The 17,401-nt window shown below is 69.0% G+C and carries 17 protein-coding genes and 1 pseudogene; 10 read left to right on the top strand and 8 right to left on the bottom strand.

Going from position 1 to position 17,401, the window contains the following annotated elements; translation table 11 throughout:
• Positions 1 to 39: 39 nt before the first annotated feature.
• Both ACYVE7_RS03405 and ACYVE7_RS03400 read left to right on the top strand, forming a co-directional pair.
• Complete coding sequence (locus tag ACYVE7_RS03405; RefSeq protein WP_460363033.1) at positions 40 to 531, top strand: SigE family RNA polymerase sigma factor; 492 nt, start codon at positions 40 to 42, stop codon at positions 529 to 531.
• A complete protein-coding gene (locus ACYVE7_RS03400) occupies positions 531 to 1,580 on the top strand; it encodes a hypothetical protein (protein ID WP_460363032.1) in 1,050 nt (349 codons plus the stop codon). The genes ACYVE7_RS03405 and ACYVE7_RS03400 overlap by 1 nt, the downstream gene beginning before the upstream one ends.
• On the opposite strand, the gene ACYVE7_RS03395 is transcribed toward ACYVE7_RS03400, so the two are convergent.
• Entirely contained in the window at positions 1,561 to 2,463 is a 903-nt protein-coding gene (locus ACYVE7_RS03395) for a metallophosphoesterase (RefSeq protein WP_460363031.1), read from the bottom strand. The genes ACYVE7_RS03400 and ACYVE7_RS03395 overlap by 20 nt on opposite strands.
• A gap of 80 nt (positions 2,464 to 2,543) precedes the next feature.
• Here ACYVE7_RS03395 and ACYVE7_RS03390 point away from each other — a divergent pair, with 80 nt between their 5' ends.
• On the top strand, positions 2,544 to 2,990 hold the full coding sequence (locus ACYVE7_RS03390; protein WP_460363030.1) for a GatB/YqeY domain-containing protein: 447 nt from the start codon (positions 2,544 to 2,546) through the stop codon (positions 2,988 to 2,990).
• Positions 2,991 to 3,040: 50 nt separating this feature from the next.
• On the opposite strand, the gene ACYVE7_RS03385 is transcribed toward ACYVE7_RS03390, so the two are convergent.
• Together ACYVE7_RS03385 and ACYVE7_RS03380 are read right to left on the bottom strand one after the other, a co-directional pair.
• Entirely contained in the window at positions 3,041 to 5,365 is a 2,325-nt protein-coding gene (locus ACYVE7_RS03385; protein ID WP_460363029.1) for a penicillin-binding protein, read from the bottom strand.
• Positions 5,366 to 5,416: 51 nt separating this feature from the next.
• Complete coding sequence (locus ACYVE7_RS03380) at positions 5,417 to 7,603, bottom strand: transglycosylase domain-containing protein (RefSeq protein ID WP_460363028.1); 2,187 nt, start codon at positions 7,601 to 7,603, stop codon at positions 5,417 to 5,419.
• A 239-nt stretch (positions 7,604 to 7,842) separates the two neighbouring features.
• Here ACYVE7_RS03380 and ACYVE7_RS03375 point away from each other — a divergent pair, with 239 nt between their 5' ends.
• Positions 7,843 to 8,151, top strand: coding sequence for a WhiB family transcriptional regulator (locus ACYVE7_RS03375; protein WP_460363027.1), 309 nt, complete (start codon positions 7,843 to 7,845; stop codon positions 8,149 to 8,151).
• A 113-nt stretch (positions 8,152 to 8,264) separates the two neighbouring features.
• Here ACYVE7_RS03375 and ACYVE7_RS03370 read toward each other — a convergent pair whose 3' ends face one another.
• Both ACYVE7_RS03370 and ACYVE7_RS03365 read right to left on the bottom strand, forming a co-directional pair.
• A complete protein-coding gene (locus ACYVE7_RS03370; RefSeq protein WP_460363026.1) occupies positions 8,265 to 9,392 on the bottom strand; it encodes an ArsA family ATPase in 1,128 nt (375 codons plus the stop codon).
• Positions 9,389 to 10,390 carry an ArsA-related P-loop ATPase gene (locus tag ACYVE7_RS03365; RefSeq protein WP_460363025.1) on the bottom strand — a complete coding sequence of 334 codons (1,002 nt, stop codon included), beginning with the start codon at positions 10,388 to 10,390 and terminating at the stop codon, positions 9,389 to 9,391. The genes ACYVE7_RS03370 and ACYVE7_RS03365 overlap by 4 nt, the downstream gene beginning before the upstream one ends.
• 49 nt (positions 10,391 to 10,439) lie before the next feature.
• Between ACYVE7_RS03365 and ACYVE7_RS03360 the strand changes: the two genes are divergently transcribed.
• From ACYVE7_RS03360 to ACYVE7_RS03340, 5 genes are read left to right on the top strand one after another with little or no spacing between them, the layout of a single operon-like run.
• Positions 10,440 to 11,183 carry an SPFH domain-containing protein gene (locus ACYVE7_RS03360; RefSeq protein ID WP_460363024.1) on the top strand — a complete coding sequence of 248 codons (744 nt, stop codon included), beginning with the start codon at positions 10,440 to 10,442 and terminating at the stop codon, positions 11,181 to 11,183.
• 9 nt (positions 11,184 to 11,192) lie between these two features.
• Positions 11,193 to 11,351 carry a DUF4177 domain-containing protein gene (locus ACYVE7_RS03355; protein ID WP_460363023.1) on the top strand — a complete coding sequence of 53 codons (159 nt, stop codon included), beginning with the start codon at positions 11,193 to 11,195 and terminating at the stop codon, positions 11,349 to 11,351.
• Positions 11,348 to 11,806, top strand: a complete 459-nt coding sequence (locus ACYVE7_RS03350; protein ID WP_460363022.1) for a RidA family protein — start codon at positions 11,348 to 11,350, stop codon at positions 11,804 to 11,806. The genes ACYVE7_RS03355 and ACYVE7_RS03350 overlap by 4 nt, the downstream gene beginning before the upstream one ends.
• A gap of 40 nt (positions 11,807 to 11,846) precedes the next feature.
• Positions 11,847 to 12,683, top strand: coding sequence for an NUDIX hydrolase (locus tag ACYVE7_RS03345; protein WP_460363021.1), 837 nt, complete (start codon positions 11,847 to 11,849; stop codon positions 12,681 to 12,683).
• Positions 12,683 to 13,582: an MBL fold metallo-hydrolase gene (locus tag ACYVE7_RS03340; protein WP_460363020.1), complete on the top strand. Its 900-nt coding sequence runs from the start codon at positions 12,683 to 12,685 to the stop codon at positions 13,580 to 13,582. Before ACYVE7_RS03345 ends, ACYVE7_RS03340 begins: the two co-directional genes overlap by 1 nt.
• 53 nt (positions 13,583 to 13,635) lie before the next feature.
• Here ACYVE7_RS03340 and ACYVE7_RS03335 read toward each other — a convergent pair whose 3' ends face one another.
• Positions 13,636 to 14,322, bottom strand: a complete 687-nt coding sequence (locus ACYVE7_RS03335; RefSeq protein WP_460363019.1) for a Crp/Fnr family transcriptional regulator — start codon at positions 14,320 to 14,322, stop codon at positions 13,636 to 13,638.
• Between the two features lie 231 nt (positions 14,323 to 14,553).
• Between ACYVE7_RS03335 and ACYVE7_RS03330 the strand changes: the two genes are divergently transcribed.
• Positions 14,554 to 15,564, top strand: a complete 1,011-nt coding sequence (locus tag ACYVE7_RS03330; RefSeq protein WP_460363018.1) for an alpha/beta hydrolase — start codon at positions 14,554 to 14,556, stop codon at positions 15,562 to 15,564.
• Positions 15,565 to 15,578: 14 nt separating this feature from the next.
• On the opposite strand, the gene ACYVE7_RS03325 is transcribed toward ACYVE7_RS03330, so the two are convergent.
• Together ACYVE7_RS03325 and ACYVE7_RS03320 are read right to left on the bottom strand one after the other, a co-directional pair.
• On the bottom strand, positions 15,579 to 16,847 hold the full coding sequence (locus ACYVE7_RS03325) for a M1 family metallopeptidase (protein ID WP_460363017.1): 1,269 nt from the start codon (positions 16,845 to 16,847) through the stop codon (positions 15,579 to 15,581).
• 2 nt (positions 16,848 to 16,849) lie between these two features.
• Positions 16,850 to 17,401, bottom strand: a pseudogene (locus ACYVE7_RS03320) (amino acid adenylation protein); the annotation flags it as partial.

The following is a 17,401-nucleotide window of genomic DNA, read 5'->3' as shown; positions in this document are numbered from 1 at the left end:
CTGGGGAGGGGGTGGTGGCATTTAAGGGGGTGTGGAGGGATGCGGGTGAAGCGGGATGAGGAGTTCTCGGCCTACGTGGCGGAGAGTCTGCCCTGGTTGCGGAGGGTCGCGTATCTGATGTGCGGGGATGGAGATCGGGCTGACGATGTGGTCCAGGTCACTGCAGAGCGGCTGTATGTGAAGTGGGGGCAGGCCACGAGAGCCGAGAACCTGGATGCGTATGTCCGGACGATGCTGGTCCGGGTGTTCCTGGGGGAGCAGCGGCGGGGGTGGTTCGCCCGGGTGCGGGTGGTGGAGGTGCTGCCGGAGGGAGAGGCCTACCAGGGTGATCTTGAGGCGGTGATGGACGTCAGGGAGGCGCTGGCCAAGGTCCCGGCGCGGCAGCGGGCGGCGTTGGTGCTGCGGTACCACTGCGATCTGTCCGTTGCGGAGGCCGCTCGGGTGCTCGGGGTGTCGGAGGGGACGGTCAAGTCGCAGACGGCTCGTGGGTTGAGCGCGTTGCGGCGCGGGCTTGGGGTGGTGGAGGCCTGATGGACGAGATCCAGGTCAGGGGGATGATCGGGGAGCTGGCTCGGGAGCCGATGCCGGTGGGGCGGTTCGATCTCGTGGCGGCACGGCGGCGGGGACGGCGTCGGGTGCTGGTGCGGCGGGCGGCGGGGGTGGTCGCCGGGGGGCTCGTCTTCGCCGGGGTCGCCGGGACGGTCGTTTCGGTGCGCGGGAACGAGGAAGGGCGGCTGCTGTTCCGGCCGGGGCCCCTGGCGGAGGCGGTGGAGCGGTTCGATCCGCTGGTGGAGTTCGCGCGGTTCGGGTGGCTGCCCGAACGGATGGGGAATCTGCATGTGGCGGTCGAGGAGCAGATCTTCACCGTCGCGGCGACGCGGTCGGGGACGCCGATCGACGTGTACGCGGGTTCGCCGATCGAGGTCAGGTTTCTGATGGCCGGGCCCGACCGGAACCCGGACGCGTGGAAGAGGCAGCCGAACGCGGCGAAGTACGTGCCGGTGAAGTCGGCGGCGGGGCGGAAGGCGTTCTGGGTGATTCCGCCGCGGGCGTCGCGGCCGTCGGGGCTGGTGTGGGAGTACGCGCCGGCGGAGTGGGCGGTGCTCCAGGCCGATGTGGCGGTCTTCGGGCACAAGGCCGTGCTGCGTGTCGCGGAGAGCATGGAGATCGGCGGGGGGAGGCGGTTCTCCTGGCCGTTCAAGGTGGGGCCGCTGCCGAAGGGGCTGGTGCCCGAGTCGGCGGCGTTCGAGCTGGGCGGCCGGCACTTCGCGTCAGAGTTGGTCTTCCGTGGGGCTCCCGGGGCGAAGGGCGCCGTCATGGTGCGGGCGGGGAACTGGATCAGGCGGACGGGGATGGATGGGCTGCCCGAGCCGACGTTCAAGCTGGACGGGCATCCCGCGGCGACCGTCAAGAACAACGGGGGGCGTGCCGAGCTGTGGGTGTTCGGGGTTCAGGGGCTCACCGTCGGGATCACGGCGACCAGGGGCCGCTACCCCGACGGGCTCCGCCACAGCCTGTGGAAAACGTTCGTGGCGGTGCCCGGCGGAACGGACGAACCGGTTAGGAGCGGCGGGGGGTGAGGGTGAGGAGGGAGGCTTCGGGGGGGCAGCAGAAGCGGAAGGGGGCCATGGGGGAGGTGCCCAGGCCGGCGCTGACGTGGAGCCAGGAGTCGTGGTGGCGGTGCAGGCCCTTGACGCGGGGACGGTCGAGGCCGCAGTTGGTGGCCAGGGCGCCGTAGAACGGGACGCAGACCTGGCCGCCGTGGGTGTGGCCGGCCAGGAGGAGCTGGTAGCCGTCGGCCGCGAAACGGTCCAGGTTGCGCGGCTCGGGGGAGTGGGTGACGCCGATCGTCAGATCCGCGCGCGGGTCGACGGGGCCCGCGATGTCGTCGTAGCGGTCCAGATTGATGTGCGAGTCGTTGATGCCGGCGAGCTCGATGTCCAGACCGGAGATCTTGAGCCGGCCGATGTGGTTGTTGAGATCGAGCCAGCCCGACGACTTCAGTGCCGCGCCCAGCTCCTTGTACGGCAGGTCGGCGGTGCGCCGCCGCTTCGCGTAGTCGCGCTTGGAAGTCCGCCAGACGTAGCGGAGCGGGTTCTTGAACACCGGCGAGAACATGTCGTTCGACCCGTACACGAACACGCCGGGACGCTCCAGCAGCGGCCCGAGCAGTTCGAGGAACGGGCCGATCGCGTCCGGGTGGGAGATGGAGTCGCCGGTGTTGACGACGAGATCGGGCTCCAGCGCGTCGAGCGCGCGAACCCAGCGGATCATCCTGGTGCGGCCCGGGGTGAGGTGGGCGTCCGACAGGTGCAGGACCTTGATCGGATGGGTGCCGGGCTTCAGCACGGGCACCTCGAACCGGCGGAGCTGGAACCAGTTCCGCTCGATCACCGAGGCGTATCCGAAGGTGGCGACGCCCGCGCCGGCCAGTCCGAGGGGTACAGCAAGGAGCTTCCGCATGTCTTCATGCTGCCAGACCCGGAGGACCCCACGGCATAAACGGTGTGATCCTCATGCCCGGGGAGGGGCATGATGGGGGCATGTTGAAGGAGAAGCTGGAAGCCGACCTCACGGCCGCGCTGAAGGCCCATGACGAGGTGCGCAAGCGCACCCTCAGGATGGCCCTCGCCGCCGTCACCAACGAGGAGAAGGCCGGGAAGGCCGAGCGGAAGCTGTCGGACGACGACGTCGTCAAGGTGCTGACGCGCGAGGCGAAGAAGCGCCGCGAGGCCGCCGAGGCGTTCGACGGCGGCGGGCGTGCCGAGCAGGCGCAGGCGGAGCGCGAGGAGTTGGCGGTCCTGGAGGCCTACCTGCCCCAGCAGCTCTCCGACGACGAGATCGCCGCGATCGTCACCGCCGCCATCGCCGAGTCGGGCGCCGAGGGACCGCGCGCGATGGGCGCCGTCATGAAGATCGTCAACCCGAAGGTCGCGGGACGTGCCGAGGGCGGCCGGGTCGCCGCCGAGGTCAAGAAGCAGCTCGCCTAGAACGGACGGAGCCCCGGGCCCGAATGGTCGGGTCCGGGGCTCCGGCGTGTCTAGAAGGGCCACCAGCCGTTGCCGGGCTGGTGCCCGTCGTTGCCGTTGCCGTTGCCGTGCTTGTCCGGCTTGCCGCCGCCCGCGCTGATGTAGATCGTGATCAGCGTGCCTTCGTCGGCCTGGCCCGCGGGGCTGATCCGGGCGACCTTGCCGAGCGGCTGGTCCGACTTGATCGGCCTGGGGTCGATCTTCACCGTGAAGCCTGCGGCCTTCAGCATGGCCACGGCCTTCCCGACGTCCTGCCCGGCCACGTTCGGGATCGACTTGATCCGCACGTCACCGAAGTCACGGGTCGGCTTCTTGAAGGAGGCGAACGGCAGGCCCTTGAGCGCCGCGGCCATCGAGTCGCGCCACATCGGGCCGCAGACCGTCGCGCCGTAGACGTTGACCGGGTAGCCGTACATGCCGCGGATGTCCCAGTAGGCGACGGCGGCGGCGAGCTGTGGGGTGAACCCGGCGAAAGCGGTGCAGACGGACTGGTCGCAGGTGCCGGTCTTGCCGGCGGCCGGACGTCCGTCGGGCGTCCCCACACTGCTGGCGGTGCCGTTGCGGAAGGTGTTGGTCATGATGTCGGCGGCGGCGTCGGCGACCTGCTGGTCGATGACCTGCTCGCACTTCTTCTCAGGCAGCTTGAGCTCTTTGCCGTCCTGGCCGACGACCCTGGTGACGGCGACCGGGTCGCAGAACTTGCCGCGCGCCGCGATGCCCGCGTACGCGGTGGCCATGTGCACCATGTCGACCGGCTGGGAGCCGAGCACCTGCGACGGGACCTGCTCCAGCGGCTTGCCGTCCGCGCGCTTGAGCCCGAACTTCTCGGCCATCTTGACCGCTTCGCAGAGCCCGACCTTGGCCTCGAGGTCCGCGTAGAAGGTGTTGACCGAGTTCGCGGTGCCGGTCTTGAGGTTCCACGGGCCCTTGCCGCCGCCCGCGTTGCCCGGGTCGTACTTGCTTCCGGCGTCCTGGCCCGCGCAGTTGGTGTAGCCGTCGAACCGGGGGCCGCCGCCGAGGCCGAGGCTGGTCCGGATCGGGATCCCGTTGTCCAGCGCGGCGAGCAGGGTGAACACCTTGAAGGTCGAGCCGGGCTGGACGCCCTGGCCGCTGCCGCCGTGCTCCTGGTCCGCCGCCAGGTTGTAGGTGGTCTCACCCGGGTCGGTGCCGTACTTCTTGCTGACCGCGATCGCCTTGATCTTGCCGGTGCCGGGCTCGACCATGGCCTGGGTGGCGACCCTGTTGCTCTTCGCCGTGACGTAGCCGCCGTACTTCAGGCCGTTCTCGGCCGCCTTCTGCGTCTTGGGGTCGAGCGTCGTGTAGATCTTGTAGCCGCCGCTGTTGAGCTTCTTGATGGCCGCGGCCCTGAGGCTCTGCTTCTCCTTCTCGTCGGCGGGCTTCTTGTCGCCGATGAAGATCTTGACCATCTCGCCGCGGACGTACTCGCAGAAGTACGGCGACTTGCTGGTCTCGCAGCCGCCCTTCGGCTTGTACTCCTTGAGCTTGATCCGCGTCTTCTTCGCCGCGTCGGCCTCGTCCTGCCCGATGATGCCGACGTCGGCCATCCGCTGCAGGACGGTGTCGCGGCGCGTCTTGGAGTCCTTCGGGTTCTCGATCGGGTCGAGCTGGACCGGGTTCTTGGTGATGCCCGCCAGCGTGGCGGCCTCGGCGAGCGTCAGCTGGGAGGCCGACTTGGAGAAGTAGCGCTTGGCCGCGGCCTGGACGCCGTAGGAGCTGGCGCCGAAGTTCGCGATGTTCAGGTAGCCCTCGAGGATCTGCTCCTTGGACATCGTCTGCTCGAGGTACATCGCGAGGCGGAGTTCGCGGAGCTTGCGGTCGAGGGTCGGCGCCGTGACGGCGTCGTAGCCCTCCTTGGTGTTGGTGTCGTTGACGAGCTGGTTCTTCGCGAGCTGCTGCGTCAGGGTCGAGCCGCCCTCGGTGTTCTTGGACGTGACGTTCTTCACGGCGGCGCGCAGCGTGCCCTTGAGGTCGAGTGCGCCGTGGTCGAAGAAGCGGGCGTCCTCGATCGCGACCATGGCCTTCTGCATGATCGGCGCGACCTGGGACAGTTTCACGCTCTCGCGGAACTGGTCGTAGAAGGACACGATGACGTTGCCCTTGGCGTCGTACACGACCGTGCGTTCCGGCGGCTTCTGGTTGATCTCCGCGACGCCCAGGCCCATGAACTCGTCGACCTCGTCGCGGGCGGCGATGCCCGTGCTGCCGACGAAGGGCAGAGCGACCAGAGCGACCAGAACCCCCGCCACGACGCTCGCCGCGACCAGCTTCAGCACGGTCGCGGCGGCGCTCTTTCGATCTTCAATGGAAGGCAGCACGGGTCTTAAGGTACCCGCAACCCCGAACCGGCCCGGACGATAGCGGACAGTTCACCCAGCGGAGCCGTTCGAGAGATAGACGGTGACGGCTCCCCCCTTCTGGACCGTCGTGCTCGGCGACGTGTAGGCGACGCTGCCCATCGGCAGCACCGAGCTGACCGGCCCCTGCGAGACGGCCGGCCGCAGACCAGCCCTGGTCAGCACCGACAGCGCCGCTCCCAGCGACAGTCCCTTGACGCTCGGCATCGCGGTGACGGGCTTCTGGGCGGCGGCCGCGCGGCGCAGGGTCGCCGACCAGACCTTCGCGGGCAGCCCCGCCCCGTACACGTTCCAGACGGGGTGCTTGAAGCCGCCGCGATAGTCCCAGTAGGCGACGGCCGAGGCGAGGTTGCCGTAGGAGCCGGCGAAGACGGCGCACGAGAAGTTCTCACACGTTCCGGTCTTCCCCGCCGCACCGTTACCCGGCGGTGACACTTTGTTAGCGGTTCCCTCCGAGCTGAAAATGCCGCTCATGATGGCCTGGGTGGTGTCCGCGACGTGCGGGGCGACGGCCTGGGTGCAGCGGTTGGGCAGCGGGATCTGCTTGCCGTCCGGGGTGGTCATCTCGGTGATCACGGTCGGCGGGCAGTAGCGGCCGTGGTTGGCGATGCCGGCGAACGCCGCCGACAGGTGCACCATGTCGACCTCGTTGCTGCCCAGCACCTGCGACGGCACCTGGAACAGCGGGCGCCCGTCGGCGCGCTTCATCCCGAACCGCTCCGCCATCCGGACGGCCGAGCAGACCCCGATCTCGCGTTCGAGCTTCGCGAAGTAGGTGTTGACGGACTTGAGCGTGCCGGAGCGCAGGTTGAAGGTGCCCGCGGTGCTCTCGTGGGAGTTCTTGACGGTCCAGGTCGGCAGCCGCTTGCCCGAGCAGGTGGTGTATCCGCCGATCTGCACCGCGTTGGGCGAGGAGTAGCTGGTGCCGACGGGCATCCCCCGGTCGAGCGCCGCCAGCACCGCGAAGATCTTGAAGGTGGAGCCGGCGGAGACGCCGATGCCGCCGCCGTGCGCGGTGTCGGCCGCCAGGTTGATGGTGGTCTTCGGCTTCTTCCCGCCGAACCGCTTGGACGTCACGATGGCCTTCACCCAGCCGGTGCCGGGCTCGACGATCGCCTGCGCGGCGACCTTGTTGCTGTTCGGCGAGGTCCGCTCGTCGACGGACTTCTGGGCGGCGTTCTGGACGTCCCAGTCGAGCGTGGTCCGGACGGTGTAGCCGCCCCGCTGGACCTTGTCGATGGCGTCCTTCACCTTCGTCTTGTCGCCGCCCGAAAGCACACGGATCATTTCGTTCCGGACGTACATGCAGTAGAAGGGCAGTCTGCTGGTGGCGCAGCCGCCGGTGGGCTTCGTCGGGTGCAGCACGACCTTCTGCCTGATGAGGGCCTTGGCCTGCTTGTCGGTGACGATGCCCAGCTCGGCCATCCGGAGCAGGACGGTGTCGCGCCGGTCCTTGGCGGCCTTGGGGTGCCGGGTCGGGTCGAACGCGACGGGGTTCTTGGTGAGCCCGGCGAGCAGCGCGGCCTGCGGCAGGGTCAGCGCGGACGCCGGGACGCCGAAGAACCGCCTGGCGGCCGCCTGGACGCCGTAGGCGCCGCCGCCGAAGTACGCGATGTTCAAATAGCCCTCAAGGATCTTGTCCTTGCTCATGGACTCTTCCAGCGAGATCGCGTACCGCAGCTCCCTGACCTTCCGGACGACGGTCGCCGAGGTGACGCGCTCCCGGTCGGCCTTGGTCGTCGCGTTGTTGAGCAGCAGGTTCTTCGCGTACTGCTGAGTAAGTGTGGAGCCGCCCTCGACGGTGCTGCCCGAAGAGGCGTTGCGGGTGAGCGCCCGCAGGGTGCCTTTGGCGTCCAGTGGCCCGTGCTCGTAGAAGCGCGCGTCCTCGATCGCGACGATCGCGCGGCGCATGACGGGCGACACTTGATCAAGTCGGACCGGTTCGCGGAATTCGTTGAAGAATGTCGCGATGGTCCGTCCGTCGGCGGCGTAGACGTGAGTCTTCTCCGACGGCGCCCGTGTGATCTTTTCGATGTCCATGTCACGGAAGTCGTCCGCGGCCTTCTTGGCGCCGAGCGCCGCCGCACCGACCCCCGGCAGGACGAGTAGCGCGGCCAGGCCGCCCATCGTCGCGCCGGCAGCGACCAGTTTGACCAGGCCGCCCAGCTTGCCTTCCCGCCGATCCCCCGATTCCAGCATGTGGATCTTGGTACCCCGATAGGGTCAAGACAAGCGCAGCACTGTAGCAGTAACTAGTCATCAGGTGAGGCATGGCCCCTTGGGGCTATATCGAGAATGGGCCCTCTGGGGACTGTTGAAACGCTTCTCGCTTCCGTAAGTTCTCTCCCACGGCTTTTGTTTGCCGGTCATGACGTCCGCGCCCGTCTTGGCCATCAGGTGCAAAACAACACACAAGACCCTAGGGGAGTGGGGCCAAGATGTGGATCACGGATTGGACCGCCCGTGCCGCCTGTCGTAACGCGGACCCGGACGCTCTGTTCGTTCAAGGCGCGGCTCAGAATCGAGCCAAGATGATCTGTCGAGGCTGCCCGGTGCGTACCGAGTGCCTCGCCGATGCGCTGGACAACAAGATCGAATTCGGTGTCTGGGGTGGCATGACCGAGCGTGAACGTCGCGCTCTGCTGCGCCGCAGACCCGATGTCACCTCGTGGCGCGATCTGCTCGAGACGGCCAAGGAAGAGTACGAGCGTTCGACGGACGCCGACGAGCTCGTCGTGGCCAGCTAGCACGCCAACCCAATCGACCTGACCGGGGTACGTCACTCGTACCCCGGTTTCGTCGTGTCCGAACTCAGGTGGAATGCCGGGAAGGTTGCTTGGCCGGATGTGGCCAGGCTGCTTCAGGCTTCGGCCAGCCCGACGCCCACCGCGCGGAGCCCGTCGAGATCGTGGACGTCCTCCGCCTGCGCCCGGACGGTCGTCACCGGCACGGTCGGATTGGCCGACGCGAAGTGGTCGCGCAGCCGTTCCTGGCGTGCGGCGAGCTGCATCCGCTCGGCGTGCAGCCGCAGCAGCGACGCCGTGAGCAGGTGCTCGCCCCGCTCGTCGAGGGTTTCGGCGGCGGCCTGGCTGCGCGCGCCCGACAGGGCCGCGGCGCCGCTGCCCGCCATCCGGTTCACCACGACCCCCGCCAGGGGCATCTTCTCGGTGGTGAGACGCTCCACGAAGTAGGACGCCTCGCGCAGCGCGTCGGGCTCGGGCGCCGCGACGACCAGGAACGCCGTGCCCGGCGTCTTCAGCAGCTCGTAGGTCTTCTCGGCGCGCTCCCGGAACCCGCCGAAGACGGTGTCGAACGCCGTGACGAAGGTCGAGACGTCCTTGAGGAGCTGACCGCCGAGCACCTTGGTGACCGCACTGGTGACAAGACCAAAGCCTGCGGAGAACACCTTCATCCCCAGCCGGCCACCCGCCTTGGCGGGCGCGAACAGCAGTTTGATGAAACGGCCGTCGAGGAAGCGGCCCATCCGCTCGGGGGCGTCCAGGAAGTCCAGGGCGTTCCGCGACGGCGGGGTGTCGACGATGATCAGATCCCAGGCGTCGCTCCGGTGGAGCTGGCCGAGCTTCTCCATCGCCATGTACTCCTGCGTCCCGGAGAACGACGAGGAGAGCGACTGGTAGAAGGGGTTGGCCAGGATCTGCTTGGCCCGGTCCGGGTCGGAGTGCGCCTCGATGATCTCGTCGAAGGTGCGCTTCATGTCGAGCATCATGGCGTGCAGTTCGCCGGTGCCCGTCACGCCGGTGATCTTCCGAGGGCTGTTGTCGAGCTCGGACAGGCCCATCGACTGGGCGAGCCTGCGGGCCGGGTCGACGGTGAGGACGACGACGTCACGGCCCCGGTCGGCGGCGCGCAGCCCCAGCGCGGCGGCGGTCGTGGTCTTGCCGACGCCGCCCGCGCCGCAGCACACGATGATCCGGGTGCGGGGGTCGTCGATCAGGGCGTCGATGTCGAGGTGGGTGGAGGTCTTCACGCTGCTCCCTGCGCGCGGAGGGACTGGGCCAGATCGTAGAGGCCCGCCAGATCCATGCCGTGGGTGAGGAACGGCAGGTCGTACCGGGCGACCGAGGGGGCACCGTGGTCGAGCCTGGCCTTCTCCCTGCGCTCCAGGGCGGCGCGCTGGGCGTGCTCGGTGGCCTCGGCGGCCAGGGCGGCCGCGAACTCCTCGGCGTGCTGCTCGAGCCCGGCCGACTTGAGCCCCTGGACGATCTCCCCGACGTCCAGCGAGCCCTCGGTCGCGGCGGCCAGCTCGGCGTCCGACAGCAGCGCGGGACGCTCCATGTTGACGATCACCGCGCCGACCGGGATGCCCGTCTCACGGAGGTCGTGGATGCCGTCGAGGGTCTCCTGGACGGGCATCTCCTCCAGCAGCGTCGCGAAGTGCACGGCCGTCTGCGGGGAGCGGATCACGCTCATCACCAGGTCGGCGTGGTTGCGGGCCGGGCCGACCTTGGCGAGGTTCGACACCTCGTCGCTGACGTTCAGGAACTTGGTGATCCGGCCGGTCGGCGGGGCGTCCATCACGATCGCGTCGTAGACGAGCCGTCCGGTCTTGTCCTTGCGCCGGACCGACTCACTGATCTTGCCGGTGAGGATGACGTCGCGCAGGCCGGGGGCGATCGTGGTCACGAAGTCGATGACGCCCAGCTTGGTGAGCGCCTTCCCGGCCCGTTTCAGGTTGTAGAACATCTCGAGGTACTCGATGAGCGCCTCTTCGGTGTCGATGGCCAGGGCGAAGACCTCGCCGCCGTCGGGGGCCACGGCGACCTTGCGTTCCTCGTACGGCAGCGGGGGCACGTCGAAGAGCTGGGCGATGCCCTGTCTCCCCTCGACCTCCACGAGCAGCACCTTCCTGCCGCCCGCGGCGAGTGCGAGTGCCAGGGCCGCGGCCACCGTCGTCTTCCCGGTGCCGCCCTTGCCCGTGACAACGTGGAGCCGTACGCCGTCCCAATCGGTATCTTTCGCGCTCACGCCTCCGAGGTTATCGTTCGCGGCGCAAAGACCCTGAGGGACCGGATAAGTGATTCCTGACACCGTGGTGGAGGGTCGTCGAGCGGTCCGCCGTTTACGGTGGAAACCGGACGGCGTCGAGCACCGTCTGAGGGACAACGTGTCCGTAAAGGTGGATGCGGTCGTCTATTTCCGGGTGGTCGATCCGGTGAAGGCGATCGTCAACGTGCAGCACTACACCTACGCCGTCTCCCAGGTCGCGCAGACCTCCCTGCGGTCGGTGATCGGCCGCGCCGACATGCAGGACCTCCTCGCCGAACGGGACAAGATCAACGCGGAACTGCGCACGATCATGGACGAGATGACCGAAGGGCCCTGGGGCGTCCGGATCGAACGGGTCGAGATCAAGGACGTCTCGCTGCCCGAAGGGATGAAACGGTCGATGGCGCGGCAGGCCGAAGCCGAACGGGAACGGCGCGCCCGGATCATCACCGCGGACGGCGAGTACCAGGCGTCCAAACGGCTCGCCGCGGCCGCCCACGAACTGTCCAAGGACCCCGCCTCGCTGCAACTGCGGCTGCTCCAGACCGTCACCGAGGTGGCCGCCGAGAAGAACAGCACCCTGGTCATGCCGCTCCCCGTCGAGATGCTGCGGTTCTTCGACAAACTGTCGGAACCGGCGCCCGAACGGCCCGCCCCGGACGTCGCCGAAGTGCCCGCACTCGAAGAAGCGATCAACGAACCGGGCGACCAGATCGTCGCCGAGGTCGCCGCCGAACCCCCGAGCGCAGTGGAGAGCCCGACCAAGCCCTAATCTTGGGCCATGACGAAGTGGGAGTACGCGACAGCGCCGTTGCTGATTCATGCGACCAAGCAGATTCTCGACAACTGGGGACAGGACGGGTGGGAGCTCGTCCAGGTCATCCCGGGTCCGCAGGGCGGCGACACGCTCGTCGCGTACTTCAAGCGGCCGCTGGGATGAGCCGGGTCGAAGAGCGGCTGAAGGAGCTCGGGCTCGCGCTGCCGCCCGTCGCGCCGCCCGTCGCGGCCTATGTGCCGGCGGTGCGGTCGGGGAACCACGTGTACACGTCGGGGCAGCTCCCGTTCGTCAAGGGCGAGCTGCCCTCGACGGGCCGGGTCGGCGCCGGGGTGACGGCCGAAGAGGCGCACGAGATGGCGGCGCTGTGCGCGCTGAACGCCATCGCGGCGCTCGGCTCGGTCGTCGACCTGGACGATGTGGTGCGGATCGTGAAGGTCGTCGGGTTCGTGGCGTCGAGTCCCGAGTTCTACGGGCAGCCGGGCGTCATCAACGGAGCCTCGAACCTGATCGGCGAAGTGTTCGGCGAAGCCGGGGTACACGCCCGGAGCGCCGTGGGCGTGGCGGTTCTCCCGCTGAACTCGCCTGTCGAGGTGGAGATCATCGCCGAGGTTCGGTAACTCTTGACTTATTCGATGCACTCTGCACGAATGTGGCGGTATGAACGGACTGAAGCTCCCCGAAGAGTTCCGGGAACTGATCCTCGATCTCGAGTCGGGACGTAAGCAGCCGCCCGTGCCCCGGCACGCCGCCACGGTCGTGCTGCTCAGGGACCGGGACGGCCTCGAGGTCTTCATGCTGCGCAGGGTGTCGTCGATGGCGTTCGCGCCGGGGGCGTACGTGTTCCCCGGCGGGTCCGTCGACGCCCGCGACGCCGAATACACCTCCGACGAGGACTGGACGGCCTGGGGTACGGCGTTCACCGCCACCCCCGAACTGGCCAAGGAACTGGTGTGCGCGGCCGTCCGGGAGACCTTCGAGGAGGCGCACGTCCTGCTGGCGGGCGCCTCGCAGGACGAGATCGTCGCCGACACCGCGCCGTTCGAAGCCGACCGGCTGGCGCTGCTCGACCGCAGCCAGTCCCTCGCGTCGTTCCTGACCGGGCGGGGGCTGCGGCTCCGCGCCGACCTGCTGCGGCCCTGGGCGCACTGGATCACCCCGGCGATCGAACCGAAACGGTTCGACACCCGGTTCTTCATGGCGGCGCTGCCCGAGGGGCAGCGGGCGCTGGACGTCAGCACCGAGGCCGACAAGGTCGCCTGGATGCGGCCCGCCGACGCCCTGGAGCGGGCCGGGAAGGGCGAGATCTTCCTGATGCCGCCGACCCTCGCGACCCTCCGCGACCTGCTCGCGTTCGGGACGGTCGCCGAGGTGCTGGCCTCCGACCGCACCTTCACCGTCCACGAACCGCGCGGCCAGATCATCGACGGGGAGCCGTATCTGGTCCTCCCCGACGACAAGAACACCCACCAGTACGAAGCGCATTATGGGGATTGATGGGTATTTCGCGGAGTGAGCTGGCCCTGGCCCGCAGGTTCCTGGCGGACCCGCGCGCCGGGATGATGGTGCTCGGCTCCTACGGCGGGATCTTCGGCGCGCTCGCCGCACGCCGCCGCGGCCACGTTGAGATCGGCGGGACGGAACGGGCGACGAGCGTGCTCGCCCCCAACCCGTCCCCGATGACGCTCGACGGCACCAACACGTGGATCCTCGCCGAGCCGGGCGCACGCCGCTGCGTCGTCGTGGACCCGGGCCCGAAGGACTCACGCCACCTCAAGCACGTCCTGAGGACGGTGCGGGAGCGCGGCCTGACCGTCGCGCAGACCCTGCTCACCCACGGCCACCACGATCACGCGGCGGGCGCCAAGCGGTTCGCGGAACTGTCCGGGGCGCCCGTTCTGGCCCTGGATCCGGCGCACCGTTTCGGTGCCGAGGGCCTGTCCGAGGGCGACGTCCTCGACGTCGACGGGCTGGAGCTGCGCGTCTGGGGCACTCCCGGCCACACCGACGACTCCCTGTCGTTCTTCGTGGCGGGCGACCACGCCGTCCTGACGGGCGACACGGTCCTCGGCTACGGCTCCACGATCGTCTCCAGCCTCGGCGACTACCTCGACTCCCTGGAGAAGCTCCGCGCCCACACCGACGAGCAGCGGATCGCCCACATCCTCCCCGGCCACGGCCCCGTCCTCGCCGACCCGGCCAAGGCCCTGGACACTTACCTCACCCACCGCAGAACCCGCCTCAAACAGGTGGAAGCCGCCCTGGCCGCCGGCGCCACCACCCCCCGCGAAGTGGTCGAAATCGTCTACGCCGACACCGACCCCTCTCTCTGGCCCGCCGCCGAATGGTCCGTCCAAGCCCAGATCGACTACCTCACCACCCCCACCCCCGACTGATCGGAAGCACGGCAAAGCCGCCCGGGGGAGCGGGCGGCTTTGGTGGGGACGGGCTACTTGGAGCGCTTGCGGAGGCGTTCGATGTCGAGGATGACGACGGCTCGGGCCTCGATGCGGAGCCAGCCGCGGGCGGCGAAGTCCGCGAGGGCCTTGTTGACCGTTTCGCGGGAGGCGCCGACGAGCTGGGCGAGCTCCTCCTGGGTCAGGTCGTGGTGGACGTGCAGGCCGTTGTCCGTCGGCTGGCCGAAACGCTCCGCCAGATCGAGGAGCGCCTTGGCGACACGGCCCGGGACATCGGTGAAGACCAGGTCGGCCATCACCTCGTTGGTCTTGCGGAGCCGCTCCGACAGTGCCTGGAGGAGGGCGATGCCGACCTCCGGGTGAGCCGTCAGGAACGGGCGCAGGTCGTCGTGGCCGAGCCCGGCCAGCCGGCACTCCGTCACCGCGATCGCGCCGGCGGTCCGCGGACGCGGATCGAACAGCGAGAGCTCGCCGAACATCTCGCCCGGGCCGAGCACGCTGAGCAGGTTCTCGCGGCCGTCAGGGGCCATCCGAGTGAGCTTGATCTTGCCCTCGAGCACCACGTACAGGCGATCGCCGGTGTCGCCCTCGTGGAACAGGCTCTGACCGCGCGCCAGACGCACCTCGGAAACGTGGGCGCGCAGCGCCTTGGCCCCCTGGTCGTCGAGCGCCTCGAAGAGCGGGGCCTTGCTGAGTACTTCGATGTCGCGGTCCGACACGCCTTCTCCTCCCGAACACTTCTCTGCCCAGTGTGACGCATCTCGCACCGGACCTGTGAACGTGGGGTCATTGGCGCGTCCGCGCGAAGGTTCCCGACGCTCAAAGCAGAGCTTTGACTGTACCGATCCAGAGCCGGTGATCTGTCCCGGCCGTCGCATTTTACGCCCTAAGTGCCACCCCAGAGTGACCGGCATAGGCTGAAACGACCGAACCGATCAAGGGAGATCGCCATGTTCGCAGGACGGCTCGACGAACATACGCTGACCAGCGAGTTCTTGAAAGGGAACCCGCTCGGAGATTCTCACGAACGTCAACTCTGGGTGTACGTGCCGCCCGGCTACGACGATTCGGCCGACCGGCTCCCCGTGATCTATGTGATCCAGGGATACACCGGGGCGATCGAGGGATGGAAGCAGCACGCGCCGTGGCGGCCGAGCTATCCCCAGCTCGTGGACGATCTTTTCGCTTCGGGGGAGGCCCCGCCCGCGCTGGTCGTCTTCGTGGACGCGTGGACGGCCGTCGGCGGCAGCCAGTACCTCGATTCCCCCGGAACCGGCCGCTACCACTCCTATCTCTGCGAAGAGGTCGTCGGCTTCGTCGACGGCCGGTACCGGACGCTCGCCGACCGCGACCACCGCGCCATCACCGGAAAATCCAGCGGCGGCTACGGAGCGATGATCACCCCGCTGCTCCGCCCGGACGTGTTCGGGGCGCTCGCCACCCACGCCGGGGACGCCCTGTTCGAGGTCTGCTACCTGCCCGAGTTCGCGAGCGTCGCACGGATCCTGCGCGACGCCTACGAGGGGTCGTGGGAGGCGTTCCTCGCCGACTTCCGCTCCGGCCGCCCCGTGGGGACGAAGAAGTCGGACTTCCCGCTGATCGAGACCTACGGGTACGCGTCCTGCTACTCGGCCGAGCCCGACGGCACCGTCCTGCTCCCGTTCGACGAGCTGGGCGCGCCCGTCCCGGACGTCTGGGAGCGCTGGCTGGCCCTCGACCCGGTCCGGATGGTCGCCGAGAAGGCCGACGCGGCCCGTTCGCTGAACGCCGTCTGGATCGACGCTGGCACGTCGGATGAGTACTACCTGGACTTCGGCGCCGTCGCCTACCAGCGGGCCCTGGCCGCGGCGGGCGTCGACGACGGCAAGGTGCACTTCGAGCTGTTCGACGGCGCCCACGGCCAGATCGAGTACCGCTACCCGCTCGCCCTCAAATGGCTCGCCGAACGCCTCCAGCCTTAGGCCGTGTCTACGACCTAACCCTTCAGAGGCGGCAGGGACCGGTCCATCAGCCAGCCGATGAAGAAGACGTCGAGGGGGCCGCCCGCGTGCCGGGCGGCCAGCTCGATGAACTCGGCGGTGTTGACGGTGCCGTGCCGGTGGACGGCCGTCCACTCCCTGAGCAGGGTGAAGAACGTGTCGTCGCCCAGCCTGAGGCGGAGGGCGTGCAGGGTGAGCGCGCCGCGCTTGTAGACGCCGTCGTCGAAGATCCGGCGGGGTCCGGGGTCGGCGAGCGCGAACTCCAGCGGACGGTGGCCGAGCCTGGCGTGCCAGCGGCGGGCGTGCTCGTCCGCCGAACCCTGCCCGGACGCCTCCCACCACAGCCACTCGGCGTAGCAGGCGAACCCCTCGTGCAGCCAGATGTCGCGCCACGCCCCGAGGGTGAGGCTGTTGCCGAACCAGTTGTGGGCCAGTTCGTGGGCGATGAGCCGTTCGTTGGTGCCGTCGAGGTGGTTGGCGCCGAACACCGACATGCCCTGGGCCTCGACGGGGATCTCCAGATCGTCATCGGTGATGATCACCGTGTACGACGGGAACGGGTAGGGCCCGAACAGGTCGGCGAAGGTCTCGAGCATCCGGTTCTGCCGCGCGAAGTCGCGCTGGACGGCGTCGGTCAGCCGCGCCGGATGCAGCACGGTCTGCGGGACCGTTCCCGGCAGCCGGGTGCTGCTGTACCTGCCGACCTGGACGCTCGCCAGATAGGACGCCATCGGGGCGTTCTCCTCGAACACCCAGGTGATGGACGCCCCGGACCGCTGCCGCGACACCAGTTCGCCGGTGGCGACGACGTCGTAGTCGGCTCCGGTCGTCACGGAGATCCGGTAGGGGACCTTGACGGCGGGACGGTCGTCGCAGGGGAACCAGGACGGCGCGCCGATCGGCTGGCTGGCGACGAGGGAACCGTCGGTGAGCTGGTCCCAGCCGAGCCCGCCCCAGTGGCTGGAGACGGGTTTGGGGTTGCCGGAGTAGCGGACCTCGACGGTGAACTCGCCTTGGACGGCCTGTGCGATCCGCAGCACCTCGCCCCGGTGGGTGAAGCGGGCGGCCCGCCCGTCGACCAGCACCTTCGCCAGTTTGAACGGGCCGAAGTCGAGTTCGATCCGGTCGATCCTGCGGATGGCCCGGCAGGTGAGGACCGCGGTCGCGGACAGCCGGTTGGGGCCGACCCGGTAGTCGAGCGCCAGGTCGTACCGGAGGACCCGGTAGGGCTTGGGCGCGCGCTCCGGGAAGTACGCGCGGGGCACGCTCACTCCTTCGCCGCGACGATCGGATTGCCTGACCAGCGGGTGTGGCCGGGCACGGACTCACCGCGCAGCACCAGGGAGGCAGGTCCGACGGAGGCGTTCTCGCCGAGGCTCGCGGCGGGCAGCACCACCCCGTTGGGGCCGAGGGTGGCGCCGTCCAGCAGGGACACCGTATCCATGCTGAGTACACGGTCGTGGAACAAATGGGTCTGGAGCACGCATCCTCTGTTGACGGTCGCGCCGTCGCCGAGCCTGACCAGGTCGGCTTCGGGCAGCCAGTAGGTCTCGCACCACACCCCGCGGCCGATCTTCGCGCCGAGCAGCCGCAGCCAGGCGTTGAACGGCGCGGTGCCGAGCCAGGGGACCGCGAACCAGGGCGCGGCGACCATCTCGACGAACGTGTCGGCGAGTTCGTTGCGCCAGACGAAAGACGACCAGAGCGGTTTTTCGCCGGGTTCGATCCGGCCGACGAGCAGCCATTTCGCGGCGGCAGTCGCGCCCGCGCCGAGCAGCCCGGCGGCCAGCAGCACCAGCCCGCTCGCCGCGACCGCGGC

It is taken from the genome of Actinocorallia lasiicapitis (assembly GCF_054778695.1).
The sequence above is the reverse complement of the archived record's forward strand: the minus strand, read 5'-3'. Positions and strand labels throughout refer to the sequence as shown.

What these genes read in the sequence shown, in the direction of transcription:
- ACYVE7_RS03350 (WP_460363022.1), top strand. Translation starts at nt 11,348, where the DNA reads ATGAGCCGGGTCGAAGAGCGGCTGAAGGAGCTCGGGCTCGCGCTGCCG.
- ACYVE7_RS03330 (WP_460363018.1), top strand. Translation starts at nt 14,554, where the DNA reads ATGTTCGCAGGACGGCTCGACGAACATACGCTGACCAGCGAGTTCTTG.
- ACYVE7_RS03380 (WP_460363028.1), bottom strand. Translation starts at nt 7,603, where the DNA reads ATGCTGGAATCGGGGGATCGGCGGGAAGGCAAGCTGGGCGGCCTGGTC.
- ACYVE7_RS03340 (WP_460363020.1), top strand. Translation starts at nt 12,683, where the DNA reads ATGGGTATTTCGCGGAGTGAGCTGGCCCTGGCCCGCAGGTTCCTGGCG.
- ACYVE7_RS03395 (WP_460363031.1), bottom strand. Translation starts at nt 2,463, where the DNA reads ATGCGGAAGCTCCTTGCTGTACCCCTCGGACTGGCCGGCGCGGGCGTC.
- ACYVE7_RS03355 (WP_460363023.1), top strand. Translation starts at nt 11,193, where the DNA reads ATGACGAAGTGGGAGTACGCGACAGCGCCGTTGCTGATTCATGCGACC.
- ACYVE7_RS03400 (WP_460363032.1), top strand. Translation starts at nt 531, where the DNA reads ATGGACGAGATCCAGGTCAGGGGGATGATCGGGGAGCTGGCTCGGGAG.
- ACYVE7_RS03345 (WP_460363021.1), top strand. Translation starts at nt 11,847, where the DNA reads ATGAACGGACTGAAGCTCCCCGAAGAGTTCCGGGAACTGATCCTCGAT.
- ACYVE7_RS03405 (WP_460363033.1), top strand. Translation starts at nt 40, where the DNA reads ATGCGGGTGAAGCGGGATGAGGAGTTCTCGGCCTACGTGGCGGAGAGT.
- ACYVE7_RS03390 (WP_460363030.1), top strand. Translation starts at nt 2,544, where the DNA reads ATGTTGAAGGAGAAGCTGGAAGCCGACCTCACGGCCGCGCTGAAGGCC.
- ACYVE7_RS03375 (WP_460363027.1), top strand. Translation starts at nt 7,843, where the DNA reads ATGTGGATCACGGATTGGACCGCCCGTGCCGCCTGTCGTAACGCGGAC.